The following is a 14425-nucleotide window of genomic DNA, read 5'->3' as shown; positions in this document are numbered from 1 at the left end:
AAAAATCCCGCACAAGTTGCGGGATTTTTTTCATTTGGGATTAGCAGAATTTCATACCACCATAACAGTTAGGGGTAACATTTTGGTTTTGTAAAACCTGATTATTAAGTGTTAATCTGGCTGGTTGACCCGTGTAATATCCTGTGTAACTACCAACATCGATATTCATTTTACGCTCGATTGGTGTACCAGCCAATGAACCTAATGCTTCTAACAAACTTACATCTACATTATGCTTATCTTGCATTAACTCAGAAGTTAATGCTTTTGCGACCTGTGGTAGTACTGCAGAAACATCTACCAAATCCGCAGTTGCCAAATAACCTAATTGCACTGGTTCCTTAAACGACATCCACCAACCTTGTTGTGCAATATCTTTTTCATCTGCACCCATCCACTGCACTGGCTTGCTTTGTAAAGATAAATATCCACCTGTTCCTGTCAGAGGAATATTGTGAATCATATTTAGGGCTTGGACAAAAGTAATATCCATATTCAAATTTTCTAGTGTAGAACCCTTACTCATTTTAAAGAATGAGTGATCACCAACAGAACCAAACAATAAAGGAGGAAATGTGACATATAACTGGTCTTTTGAAAAGTCAGGTGTTCCATTTACATCACCAGCATATGTCCCAGACTCTGTTGCCGCTAATGGAATAGAAGCTAATGTTGAACGGATACCTGTAACTACAGCGGATTCCATACGCTGACCAGTCACTACTGTTTCAGGCATTGTAAAATTAGCTCGCATCGATGGAACAGTAATCCCAGTATGTCCTGCTGCGCCAGGTTTACTTGTATAGACACGATCCTGCCCCAACGCAGTCAGTATCCCACTAATTTTTTGGTCAGAGGCATTACCAAATTTAGCTTCTTTAGTAAATGAATGCCCTTGCGTTTGTGCCATTTTCATATAACCACTGAAACTTTTAATCCCGTCATTTGGGTTTTGCACGTTATCTGTACCCAAAGTCAGTAGACCTAAAATTTCTTCAGCACCTAAGCGAAAACCAACCACTTCACGTGTTGACGCACTATTTCCACTAATCGCAAATTCAATAAATGGATTGGTAATTTGTGCACTGGTACCCGCACGTTCACCATTAAACTTTGGGTTACCTGTTGAATCATAGGATTCATTCAAACCACTTAACGAAATATTAGAAATATCAATATCACATCCCGCTTTACCACCAATCGCGTTATTTACACCGCCACAACCTAATTGTAGCGTTTTAATGTTGGCATTAAGCTCCATGAGTGCATCAACACTTAGTTTATAAAAATTTAACCCTTGCGATTGATCTGTCGCAGTCATCAGGTTCAAAAGTGCCTGACCTTGTACATGAGATAACTGATCATCATTTAAAGCCTGCATCGCTTGAGCAGAATTGAATGAAAAAGCTGTACTTAAAATAGATGCAACTAAAATTGTTTTTTTCATTTTATTTCTATCCTTTAGCGTGGCGTAATGCCCAATGTGCTGCGCATGGTTCCACCTGTAAGCACGACAGATGCGATTTTCTGCATATTGCCATTGGTAGACATTGCAAAGTCTGTTTTAAAGGGTTGAGCAATATCATTTTTATAATTAAATTTAACTTGATTGTCTAAAGTGACCGTATCTGCACTGACGACGACTTTTCCTTTGACACCTAAATGACCTTCCATACGATTCAAGTTAATAGAAGACGTTTGAACAGTTTCATTATTCACTTGATCTTCATTAATCAAACTAAAATAACTACCTAAATTCTTCGGATCAGCCTGTTCTGTGCTATCTAGACTTCTAAACTTAAAGTTCGCATCAAAAGACAAAAAGTTTGAGTTCGGATTAGTATCGGTTGGATCCACTCCAGGAATTACCAACAATTCACCATTGCCATCTAATTTAAAAGCAATTGTGGTCAACACATCATCTTTCTTAGAGAAATTATCGTAAGGTACAAAGCCACCGCATTTAGTTGATCCTGTGACGCAGTTGTATTTCGAACCTGGTAATTGTCCAATCGCTAACTCTGCTTTTGCTGCAACTAATAAATGATCTGCACGAATATAAATCCCTTCATCTTCATAACCAATCACACCGTCGGACTGAATTAATGCATCAATATTTCTTAAACCAGCATAATAGTTGACAGCTTCACCAGCATGCAGGCTGTCTTGCCCGTCAATTAAGATAATAGAAGTGGTACTTGGTAAGCCTGTTTTTGAATCAATGCCATAACCTTCGGTAGAAACAATAGCGTTATAACCAATTCCAGTTTTGTTCGTTCCATCATAAGGTGACAGATATTGTTTACCCGACAAGGCCACATTGGCATTTAAATTATAAATTGGAATCCCAATACCCCAAGAACCACCATCTCCTGTCAATTCATTTAAAGAGTTGTCAGAAATAATTCTAGCTTTGGCTGCAATAGACTGAAAGTCCATACCACGAACAGCGATCAGTGAGAACTGGTCACCTTCAAGCTTACTCGATAGCAACTGGTTTAAAATAGGACTGGTTGCACCAATGGTATTTTTAATATTTTCATTGACTAAAAAATTGAGGTTTTTCGCTTGTACGGTATTAATATAAATATCGCCAAAATCAATATAAGCATTTTTATTGTGCAAAGTACCTTGTGCATCACGTGTGGTTAGCGGTCTTAAATTCGAAAACTCAACCGCATAACTGCCTTTTCCTGTGTGCCCAATTTCTAAGGTTGTTGGTAATTGCCCTGCAGCCAAGCCTGCCGTATTTTGATTGGTAAAATCAGCAGATAAGCCCAAATGCAAACCACCTTGCCCCACCACAGTATCGTAGCCTGTAACTGCGGTATTTTTAGTTTCAATTACACCATTGACCTTATTCGAAACGTCAAAATTGGCAACATTTTTTTGATGCCCATTAAAAAACAATTTCGCATTGCTTACCGCACCTGATGCACCAAAGCGAATTAAATTTTTATCATCATAACGCAAGTCAATATTGACCCCAGGGTTAGTTGCATTTTGTCGGCTACTAGCAACATCACTCAGGTCTTTCACTCGTCCAAGATTCACAAAATGGTCGGTGGTGCCATTTTTAGTGGTAAAGACCAATCCCTCATCGGCATCAATGTACATATAGCCGTCAGTCGCAAAATTAAAGTTAAAATCATGCATAGATAATTCATGCTTACCTAAACCATGACTAATTTTGGCATTCTGTAACTGGAAGTTTAAATGTGCCGTTTCATTTTGATTGAATAAACCTGCTTTGGTTTCTAATAAAACTTTTAAAGGTGATTTAGTTTCTAAGCCGAACTGACCCAAGCTTTGTGTTTCTTTAGTACAACTATTTCCGACACAGTTTTTTTTGACCAAGTTTAAATCTGCAGTCGATTGAAAAGCATCAATACTCGCATCGATACGCACACCTGCGCCAACATCAGTTTTCCCCACATCTAAAGCAAGCTTACTGATAATAGGCTGGTTATTCTGTCCTTTAATTTCTACATTATGTAAGCCTAAACCCTGTTGAGTTCCAGCCACTAAATCAGGATCATACCAATTGACTTGATTAATCGTGGCTTTAGACATTTCATGGGTGATTACAATACCATCTTGCCCACTTACATCAGACAAATGCTGGTCTGCAATCAGCTCTAAAGCATACACTTGTTGCGCACAAAGTACGCTCAATGTTAATAAATTCAACTGCATTATTTTTTTCATTGTTATTTCCCTATACTGTACTTAATCCTATATTCAACAACGACTTGCTGCTGAACCTGTACAGTTGTAGCTAAATATTTTCACATTGCCAGACATGTGCATATTGCCGTGAATATTTAAGCCCATAAATCCTTTTTCAGCGCCCTGATCAAACAAAGGTACATCTTGCTGAACTAAGTTATAACTACCATCTTGTTGATAATTTCTTCCTTGAAATTTGGTATATACCTCTGAATTTGCATAACCTTCATTTGCTCCCTGCCCTGTACCTGTTTCGATCGCCATGGTTGCAAAACCCAAATTTCTTATTTTTAATGGCTTATCATCATAAAACTTAAGCTGCATTGCCGTTTGTGGGTCATTTTTATGATTAATAATAGTCGTGCCATCTAAAGAAAATTTATCTATTTGTATGGTGCCCTGAATTTGTTTAAATACCAGCCATTTTTTATTGCCGTTATTATCTTCATGGTTATTGGGTGCAATGGCTAAACGACAAAGCACATTATTGTCAGCACAATTTTTACTATAGCGATAATAAACTTCTGTAGGTTTAGTCCCACCATTAAATTTAGAAATATTGCTGAGTTCTAAATTTTCCGCATATTCATGGTTTAATGATAACGTCCAACTGAGGTCTGCTCCACCTTGACCAGTAGCCTGCGTTAATTCATGATTTTCCAGTGCAATTAAATTGGCATGGGTCAAAGGACTACACATCAATGCAATACAAGACAGTTTTTTCAACATGATGATTCTCCTTTTATAGACCTGTTGTTTTAAATTTAAGGTGCTGAATCAGCACACCATCTATTGCAACTGAACCTAGATTCTTAGCAGTACCATCTACACCCTTAAATACAACACCTGTGGCATCCGTATGATCTTTGGCACGCAACATATTATTTGGCAAGCGTTCTACAGTACCAATTGCAATACTACTATGCGTCGCATTACGTCCTTGATACATCGCAGCACTGTCATTGACATTGGCTTTTAGCGGTGTGCCACAACTCACCACATTACAGGTAGAACCTGTAAATGCTGTAGAACCTAAATACCCACCCTTTCCATCTTCATAATTTTGATAAATTTTATTGTAAATTTCAGGAACATTCGGAATACGTGTTACTTCTAGCACAATATTATTGCCCTCAGAACCAACCACAAAAGGCTGATACATATTCCCTAAAACTAAATTGATATTCGGACTGTATAAATACAAACCCTCTGTATCATGAAAAACTGGTGCCAATGAACCATCTATTGCTGGTGTGACCGCCGTTCCATCCAAAGTATCTGATTTCGCTGCTGTACTAATGCGGATCCCTTTACTGTCTAAGTTTGAATCTGTGAAACTTAAATTCGCAGGATTATCATTGGTATTTAAACGCAATACACTTGCCATACCCAAGGTTTGATGATGATTTGGGTTATCCGAGTCTAAAGTCTGAAATATTCGGGTCTGTGAACCATTTAGACTTAAACCATTGGCAACAAACTGAGTGCGTAAACGGTGCTCTTTATCTAAACCCGATTTTGGCGCCCCAGTGCTTGGATCTACCTCTGCGCTTGAGTTCAACTGACGCGAAAAAATATCAGTCCAAAAGCCCAATTTAATATTATTATCACTTTCAGTTGCTGTAGTAGTTGCGAGCGGTGCCTCAAGTGCCAAATAACCGACATCTTTTTCTACATTTTTAAATTGTTTGACTTTTTCTGTACCTGCACGGAATAACCATGGATTGTCTGCAGAACCCCAGTTAAAACCCTGATTGCTATAACGACTGCTTAAAGAGTTATCACTTTTAGATAATGCCAGACCATAAATAAAGACATCTGCTTTGGTTCTTAAAGATTGCACAGGAGAACCTAATGCAGCAATTTCCGCTGCCTGTTCAGCCGATTGTATAATTTGAGCATAAACTTCTGCCACAGCAGACTTGGCTGTATCTTCTGCAAGTTGACTCGCATTATATTTAGCCCGAATATCAGCCGATGCTGTTTCTTTGATTATTTCAGCCTGTATTAATGTGGCTACTTGTGAACCAACTTGGTCTGCTCGAGTGAAGTTGCTAAGCCCTTTATAAAAATCAGAATTCAATAAATCATTATTAGCTTCTGCCGACCGACTCCCATATAAAAGATCAAGCATTTCATAAGTGTTTGTAATAGCATATTCTTTTGCTTTCTTTTCATACTCTAAAACGCCAGTTGGATCCTCGCTAACTGATCGTGTGGTATATGCAGTAGTTCCATCTTTTTTTAAACTCTTTCCAATCCCCGAAGTCCCATCCCTATAGTCTGCAAGACGTTGATTGTAATAATACTTGAGTGTCTCATTATTAAAAAAACCTTCACGAACATCAAATGTAAATGTTTCTGTTTTCGCTTCAACATCTTTTTCAATATTTTTAGTATATTCTTGATACAGAGTTGAATATTGACTTGTATAGGTTTGTTCATAAGTTGAACGGTAAGTTTCGTTATATTTATGTGCTGCCTTACCTTCTAAAACACTTTGATTATAAGTATTGTTATAAACCGTATGGTATGCACTTTCTGCCAACTGCGCATAATTCTCCCCCGTCGGGATAATACGAATAAAGCCCGTATCATATTGACTTGGGTTTTCTAGCCCACGTGTATAGCTCGACCCTGTTGATAGGTCATTCGGTTGCTGAAACACCATTTTGAAATCATCAAGGACTAAAGCAACCCCTTCGCCTGTGGTATTTGACAAAGAGTCATCGGAGAGTGCTTGTAAAGCATAACTCGGGTTCGTCAAAAATAAGCCTATAGCAGTGGCTAAGCAACGCTTACGAAAAGGGAAAGTAATTGCGTGTTCAGTCATCTCGACCTTCCTTTTATCTGATGCTCCGCATCTTTCTTTTATTTATCTATAGCTTGGCTATTTATTTGAGTGTTTTTATCCTTAAAAACGTGATTATGCCAAACCATTCTCATATTTAATTATGCTGAATATTTATGCAAATGCAAAACAAACTGGCTAAACAGCACAGCTTTCCGATGAATGAAAAAAAGCGAGCACATTGGCTCGCTTGTTCAACAGAAAAATTGTGATGGGTTAATCACTTATGCTTTAGGCAAGGTCACGCCTGTCTGCCCTTGATATTTACCACCACGGTCTTTGTACGAGGTTTCACAAACTTCATCTGATTCAAAGAACAACATTTGTGCCACACCTTCGCCTGCATAAATACGTGCAGGTAAGTTCGTGGTATTGGAAAACTCTAAAGTTACATGACCTTCCCACTCTGGTTCCAGTGGCGTCACATTCACAATAATACCGCAACGTGCATAGGTCGATTTACCTAAACACACTGTCAATACATTGCGCGGAATACGGAAATATTCAACGGTACGCGCCAATGCAAACGAGTTTGGCGGAATGATGCACACATCTGATTCAATATCGATAAAACTTTTTTCATCAAAGTTTTTTGGATCGACAATTGCTGAGTGAACATTGGTAAAGACTTTAAATTCACGTGCACAACGTACGTCATAACCATAGCTAGAAACACCATAAGAAATGAGTTTTTCGCCATTTTCGTCAAAGCGAACTTGGTTTTCTGCATACGGTTCAATCATGCCGTGTTTTTCGCTCATTTCGCGAATCCAACGATCAGACTTAATTGCCATTTATTTTCTATCCAAAATATGAATGTTTAACTGTGCTGTACTTTAACTGAAATCTAAGTTAATGAAAACCAGCCGTTTCCCTCGCACCGCTTTTTTAAGTGCAATGATTATTTGTGGTGGACACAACTTTGGCTTTATAGACTCAACAAAGCCGAATAACTTAAAGGAATTGAAAAGCTCAGCAACACAATAGAAGCTGTTTTTTGTAGATTGCACTGATTGAGCCAGCTAATTTTATTTTTAGCGAGCACCGAACCAATAAATGTCCAAAAAAAAGCAATCGGCACGATTAAACATAAAAATGCCAGCATGTGTGCCACATAATAGTCTGCTTTTACCCATGCAATCGTTGGGAAAATTGCAGAGGCAAACAACAAAGCTTTAGGATTCAATAAAGTCGCTAAAAATAGCTCACTCGCACGGATCGTAGGTTGATTAAAGCTTTGCTCGACTTTAGCCGTGCGCCATAATTTAATCGCCAAGAAAATAATATAGCCTGCACTGAATAATTTTAGAATGGTGGGCAATAATGGGAGATGGGTAGACACCGTACCAATTAAGGCACCCCAAAGTGTAATAGAGATCAAATAACCCAATGCTTCTGCTGGAATTAATCGGAAAGATTTGCGGATACCAACCTGAATACCCGATGATGCAAGCAAGGTATTGGTTGGCCCTGGTGTCAATAAAATTGTGATCACCAAACCGATAAAAAACCATGAAATCATGCATTGACCTCACTACTGAATGAGCGCAGATTAAAATAGTTCATTGCAATTGGCAAAAAGTATTTTGTAAGACAAATTCTTAATCAGTCTTACATTTTAGATTTATTATTTTTATTCAACCACTTATTTAAGAAATATTTTTTAATCGAATGGTAACTTATAAGTCATTTTTTCTTAACATTTTTAAGGTATTTGAAAATTAAACACCTTTAAATCATATACTTGTGTGTTTTTTAATCAAAAAAATAGCTCACCGAAGTGAGCCAAATTTTCAAAATATTGTGACTTAGCTTTTAAAGATGAATCACTCAAAATTTGAAGAACAACAACTGAATGACGAAAACCGCGATCATTCCAAGCTGAGATCCCTCACTAGAAAATACGATTCTGATCTTTTTCAGCTTTAGGCAGTTTTTTTGCAATTTGCTTGGCAATCGCAATGTAACTATCGGCAGCATCATCGCCTGCAATCACTGACGGCGTGCCTGCATCCACATTTTCACGAATACTGACATTCAATGGTAAACGTCCAAGCAACGGAATGTCATATTGTTCTGCCAGTTTATCGCCACCACCTTGACCAAAAATTTGTTCTTCGTAGCCGCAGTTTGAGCAGATATGGGTCGACATATTCTCAATTACGCCCATCACAGGAATTTGCACACGATTAAACAGCTCGATGCCTTTCACAGCATCCATTAAGGCAACATTTTGTGGTGTAGTCACAATCACCGCTCCCGTTACAGGAATACGCTGTGCAAGGGTCAGTTGAATATCCCCCGTTCCTGGTGGCATATCAATCATCAACACATCTAAATCTGGCCATAAGGTTTGATTAAAGAGCTGCATTAATGCACCTGTGGCTTTTGGTCCACGCCACGCTACAGGTGTATTGTGGTCACCTGTTAAATGTCCGATGGATAACACAGGCATCCCAAAAGCATCCAACGGTACAAACTGCTCGGCTTCAATCATTGGGGTTCTGCCTGCATTGCCGAGCATGGTCGGAATACTTGGACCATAAATATCGGCATCCAATACGCCAACTTTTAAGCCGAGCTTTTGCAAAGCTAAAGCCAAATTTACTGTAGTGGTAGATTTTCCAACCCCGCCTTTGCCTGAAGATACCAAAATTACGTTTTGAATACGCGGATGTTTCGGCACATCACGTTGGTGTGGCGCAGCTTTTTGAATCGGTGGATTATTCGGATCGGCTTCTTGCATTGAACTTTGGCCCGCAGCATCGACCACCGGTGGTAAATGAGATGTTGCAGTCTGTGTGGTCGATGTTGCGCAGCTTTCATCTTCAGCATGTTGATGCCCACAACTTTCTTTTTTCTGTCCAGATTTCTGCTGAATCACATGCATATTCAGTTCTTTAATGCCGCATTTTTCTAAAGCATCTGCCAGTTCATCATGAATTTGTTGTAAATGTTGTTTTTCTTCAGGATAAGTATTGATGGTGATTTGCAGAATATCACCTTGCACATTCACTTGAGAAATACGATCTTTTAAAGCATGTTCAGATTCAGGCAATATATAACTTTGTAGCACGTGCTGAATAGCTTCCTCATTCACCGTATGCGAAGGTGAAAAAACTGATTTAAGTGAAGAAAGCCAAGACATAGATTTACTCCAAAGTTTGGAAATACCGCGATTTTGATAGTGTAACGATAATTCAGTATAAGGTTAAGTCGTGCTATCACTGAAATACTTAATTCTGAGTATATTGCTTGGTTTTTGACATGATTTATCTTCAAATGCAGACCAAGAGCTTGTTTCGATATTGTATTTAGCCTTCTAAGCGGATTTGAAAAGAATTCCTGGAATCCCTTGTGCATCTATGTGCTATCTAAGGTAAAATTGCCCGAATTGCATCGTCCCTATTTGAGAGAGTTATATCCGTGCGTCAAATTTTAGTCACTAACGCCCTACCATACGCCAATGGTCCGATCCATATGGGTCACTTACTCGGTTATATCCAGGCAGATATCTGGGTTCGCGCCATGCGTGCAATGGGACATGACGTGACTTATGTCTGTGCGGATGATGCGCATGGTACAGCAATCATGCTGCGTGCCGAAGCCAACGGGATTAGCCCTGAACAGCAAATTGCCAATGTGCAACAAGAACACATTCGCGATTTTGACGGTTTTGGCGTGCATTTTGATCATTATGATTCAACGCATAGCGACACCAACCGCGCACGTGCCAGCGAAATTTATGTCAAAAACCGTGATGCAGGCAATATTGCTGTTCGTCCCGTCACGCAATTATTTGACCCTGAAAAAGGCATGTTCTTATCAGATCGTTTTATTAAAGGCACTTGCCCAAAATGTAAAGCGGAAGATCAATATGGCGATTCTTGCGAAGTTTGCGGTACAACCTATAACGCGACTGAGCTGATTAATCCAAAATCGACTTTGAGCGGTGCGACGCCTGTAGAAAAATCATCAGATCATTACTTCTTTAAATTGCCTAATTTTGGTGAATACTTACAAAAATGGACACGCGATGAAGGTCGTTTGCCAGTTTCAATTGCCAACAAATTAGATGAATGGTTTGAAAATGGCTTGAATGACTGGGATATTTCACGTGATGCACCATATTTTGGTTTTGAAATTCCAGATGCACCAAATAAATATTTTTATGTCTGGGTTGATGCGCCAATTGGTTATATGTCGAGTTTTGAAAACTACGTAAAAACCAAACGCCCCGACCTGAATTTTGACGATTATTGGAAAAAAGATTCAGACAAAGAAGTCTATCACTTCATTGGTAAAGACATCGTCTATTTCCACGCTTTATTCTGGCCTGCGATGTTAGATGGTGCGGGTTATCGCACACCTACAGGTTTATTTGTAAATGGCTTCTTGACTGTAAATGGTCAAAAAATGTCGAAATCTCGCGGCACATTTATTAAAGCAGAAACATATTTGCAGCATTTAAACCCTGAATATTTACGCTATTACTTTGCCTCAAAACTGTCTGACAAAGTTGAAGACTCTGACTTAAATCTGGATGATTTTGTGCAGAAAGTAAACTCTGATCTTGTGGGTAAAGTGGTGAATATTGCCAGTCGTTGTGCCAAATTCATCAACACTAAATTTGATAACAAATTAAGTGCAAACTGCGCTGAACCTGAGTTAGTACAAAGCTTTATTGCTGCAGGTGACTCGATTGCCAAAGCATACGAAGAGCGTGAATTCTCTGCGGCAATTCGTGAAATTATGGCGCTTGCTGACCGCGCCAACCAATATATTGATGAGAAAAAGCCTTGGGCTTTAGCCAAAATTGAAGGCGAAGAACAGCAAGTTCATGACGTATGTTCTGTAGGGATTAACCTATTCCGTCAATTGGCGATTTATCTTGCGCCTGTACTGCCAACCTTGGCTGAACAAGTTCAAGCCTTCTTACAGTTAGATAGCTTTAACTTTGAATCACGTAAAACTGTTTTAGTCGGTCATGAAATTGCGTTGTTCCAACCACTCATGCAACGTGTTGATCCGAAAGCGGTAGCTGCAATGGTAGATGCATCTAAAGATTCTTTAGCCGCACCTGCTGAAGCACCAAAAACGGAAAAGAAAAAAGAAAAAGCCAAAGAGAAAAAAGCAGAACCTAAAGTCGGTGAAGCGGAAATTATCACCATTGATGACTTTGTCAAAATTGATTTACGTGTTGCAGAAGTTTTAGAGGCTGCAACCGTTGAAGGTTCAGACAAACTGCTTCAATTAACTTTAAATGTAGGTGAAGCTGAGCCACGTAATGTGTTTAGTGGTATTCGTGAATTTTATCAACCAGAAGATTTAAAAGGCAAATTGGTGGTGATGGTGGCTAACCTTGCACCTCGTAAAATGCGTTTTGGTATTTCTAACGGTATGGTACTTGCTGCGGGTAATGGCGAAGGTGTTTGGGTGATTTCACCTGAATCTGGCGCAAAACCGGGTGATAAAGTGTCTTAATACTTTAGGATATGAAAAGCCTCTAAAAAGTAGAGGCTTTTTTTATTTTATAAGGATATCATTCCTTTCACATTTAGAATAGGCATTAAAACGCCATCGAGCTCATTAGTCATGTCACCTACAAAACAAATTACACTATTGCGAGGTACTTTTTTTAAAGACTTCTTTACTTTAATTTTTAAAGGAGTTTTTCCTAGTTTAACTTCTTGAAATATAATTACATCTTTGCTTGATGATGTAATATTACATAATGCCAATAAAGCCGCCTCACCTACAGGTGTTAAATGAGGCTGTCCATCTATGAACCTACCACCCGACATACAACAGAAAATTGGTTTATCATCTATAAAAGTTTTAAAAACCATATATCTCAATTTCAGTCCCATTGGTAAATCATTTTCTTTTTTAATATTTAAATCGCATTTTAATGACGATTCTATATTATCTATTAGATATGATTTAATCAGCGCCATTACTCATCACCATTACTCAAACTTAGACTATTAACAATAATTTTATAAAAATCTTCTTCTCTAGACTTGATAAAATCGTAGAATTCTTCGAGATCTTTTTCAAACTGAGATGTCACAGCAGGTACTAAAGATTCATCTTCCACCTCAACCATCCCTAATGCAACAAATAAATTTAAAATCGCTAATATTCCACCTTGGTAAAAATCCTCACTGATCTTTTGTTCTTCTAATTTTTTATCGAGCTCGTCTATTAAAGGAATACATATTTCTGGGAATATTTTTTTAAATGCAATTCCATCCTTTATGGATTTATGTAATACAAGTAAAACTAAATGTACTAGAGTACTACCCTCGGAAACTAAACGTGGAAATTTATCGGTTTCACTGTTGCTCGAATAATGAGTAATATTGTTTTCTAAGAAATTATCTAATGTTTCTGATATTTCAGCTACTTTTGAATGTGAACTTAACTGAATACTAATACTTGATTCAATTTTTTCACGAATATTTTCTAAGTTTTTCAACTCATCTGAAAAATCATTTTTCGATTCTTTTACTTTATCAACAATTGAAATTAATTTTTCTATTTGTGTATTTAACGATGCACTTGTATTAACTTGAGAGGCAGATTGGAAATAAGAATAAATAATCGCCAAGAGTGCTAAAACAATCGAAACGATAGTCCCTGAAATTGAAATATAATTCAGAGCTGATCCGCTACCAGCATAAAGAAAAGCAATACATTGCACAATAAATTGTACGATCATAATAAGAAGTATTACTAGAAGCCATTCTCTTTTAGAAAAGTTATTTGAATCCATTTATGAAATGCTGATATTTTACAATGATAGATAAGCTAGCATATTTTCAAAATATTTGTAATTCCCTTAATAAAACCAGATACTTAAGCAAAGGATCACTAATGAAGCATTTATATTCCATCTTAATAGCTCTCACCCTTAACTCAGCAACCATCACCACCCATGCCGCCGAATCAACCATTCCCCAGCAAAAACAAGTTTCAGGCTATTACCAATATCAAGCTGGTGATGTACAAATTACAGCCCTGTTCGATGGTACAAACTTTATGTCACCAAGCTTGTTTAAAGACATTCCACAACAACAAGTTCACGAGATTTTAAAGAAATACTATGCAGATCAAGAGAAAGGCGTACAAACCTCAGTCAATGCCTTCCTCGTTAATACAGGAAAATCTCTAGTATTAGTGGATAGCGGTGCAGCGAGTTGTTTTGGTGCTCATTTAGGTTCAGTTTTAACGAACCTAAAAGCATCAGGCTATCAACCTGAACAAGTCGATACCATTCTACTCACACATCTACATCCCGATCATGTCTGTGGAATCAGTAAAGATGGCGTTGCCAATTTCCCTAATGCGATAGTCTATGTATCTGATGATGAAGCAAAATATTGGCTAGATCCCAAACAAGCGGCAAAATTACCAAAAGATAAACAAGCCAATTACTCAGGCACGGTTGAGAAAATTAAACAAGCGATTGCGCCTTACCAAACCAAGCAAGGTTTTAAAACGTATAAACTCGGAGATGACATTCAGGGCTTTAAAGTCATTAACACGGCGGGACATACACCGGGACATTTTAGTTATGCACTAAAAACCAAAGGTGAAAACGTGGTGTTTATTGGAGATATCGTACATTCACATACTGTGCAATTTGATAAACCTGAAACGGCAATTGAATACGACATAGACCCGAAAAAAGCGGTTCAAACACGTTTAAAGCAATTTGCTAATTTCGCTAAAAATGGACAAACCATTGCCGCTCCACATTTACCGTTCCCAGGGATCGGTCATATTTATTCTCAGGATGGAAAGAGCTATCAATGGATGCCTATTCATTTTAAAGATTAA

Annotated in this window: 11 protein-coding genes; 2 read left to right on the top strand and 9 right to left on the bottom strand. The window is 38.1% G+C overall.

The genetic code is table 11. From position 1 onward, the window contains the following. Window positions 1-40 precede the first annotated feature (40 nt). The 7 genes from F947_RS10875 to apbC form a co-directional block, all read right to left on the bottom strand. Complete coding sequence (locus F947_RS10875; RefSeq protein ID WP_004975513.1) at window positions 41-1447, bottom strand: hypothetical protein; 1407 nt, start codon at window positions 1445-1447, stop codon at window positions 41-43. Between the two features lie 14 nt (window positions 1448-1461). Further along, window positions 1462-3708 carry a DUF6160 family protein gene (locus F947_RS10870; protein ID WP_004975511.1) on the bottom strand — a complete coding sequence of 749 codons (2247 nt, stop codon included), beginning with the start codon at window positions 3706-3708 and terminating at the stop codon, window positions 1462-1464. 33 nt (window positions 3709-3741) lie between these two features. Then, window positions 3742-4458 carry a hypothetical protein gene (locus F947_RS10865; RefSeq protein ID WP_004975509.1) on the bottom strand — a complete coding sequence of 239 codons (717 nt, stop codon included), beginning with the start codon at window positions 4456-4458 and terminating at the stop codon, window positions 3742-3744. A 13-nt stretch (window positions 4459-4471) separates the two neighbouring features. Continuing rightward, window positions 4472-6562: a hypothetical protein gene (locus tag F947_RS10860; RefSeq protein WP_004975508.1), complete on the bottom strand. Its 2091-nt coding sequence runs from the start codon at window positions 6560-6562 to the stop codon at window positions 4472-4474. A 242-nt stretch (window positions 6563-6804) separates the two neighbouring features. After that, window positions 6805-7374, bottom strand: coding sequence for a dCTP deaminase (dcd, locus tag F947_RS10855; protein ID WP_004975507.1), 570 nt, complete (start codon window positions 7372-7374; stop codon window positions 6805-6807). Between the two features lie 134 nt (window positions 7375-7508). Next, window positions 7509-8102, bottom strand: coding sequence for a LysE family translocator (locus F947_RS10850; RefSeq protein WP_004975506.1), 594 nt, complete (start codon window positions 8100-8102; stop codon window positions 7509-7511). Window positions 8103-8474: 372 nt separating this feature from the next. After that, on the bottom strand, window positions 8475-9728 hold the full coding sequence (apbC, locus tag F947_RS10845) for an iron-sulfur cluster carrier protein ApbC (RefSeq protein WP_004975505.1): 1254 nt from the start codon (window positions 9726-9728) through the stop codon (window positions 8475-8477). A gap of 278 nt (window positions 9729-10006) precedes the next feature. On the opposite strand from apbC, the gene metG reads away from it, so the two are divergent. Further along, window positions 10007-12064: a methionine--tRNA ligase gene (gene metG / locus F947_RS10840; protein ID WP_004975504.1), complete on the top strand. Its 2058-nt coding sequence runs from the start codon at window positions 10007-10009 to the stop codon at window positions 12062-12064. 47 nt (window positions 12065-12111) lie between these two features. Here metG and F947_RS10835 read toward each other — a convergent pair whose 3' ends face one another. Next, the gene (locus tag F947_RS10835; protein WP_004975502.1) at window positions 12112-12537 is read right to left on the bottom strand and encodes a hypothetical protein; all 426 of its coding nucleotides are present in this window, start codon (window positions 12535-12537) and stop codon (window positions 12112-12114) included. After that, entirely contained in the window at window positions 12537-13358 is an 822-nt protein-coding gene (locus tag F947_RS10830; RefSeq protein WP_225555704.1) for a hypothetical protein, read from the bottom strand. The genes F947_RS10835 and F947_RS10830 overlap by 1 nt, the downstream gene beginning before the upstream one ends. A 101-nt stretch (window positions 13359-13459) precedes the next feature. Between F947_RS10830 and F947_RS10825 the strand changes: the two genes are divergently transcribed. Next, a complete protein-coding gene (locus F947_RS10825) occupies window positions 13460-14425 on the top strand; it encodes an MBL fold metallo-hydrolase (protein WP_004975500.1) in 966 nt (321 codons plus the stop codon).

Source organism: Acinetobacter towneri DSM 14962 = CIP 107472 (assembly GCF_000368785.1).
In the GTDB taxonomy this organism is placed as follows: domain Bacteria; phylum Pseudomonadota; class Gammaproteobacteria; order Pseudomonadales; family Moraxellaceae; genus Acinetobacter; species Acinetobacter towneri.
The sequence above is the reverse complement of the archived record's forward strand: the minus strand, read 5'-3'. Positions and strand labels throughout refer to the sequence as shown.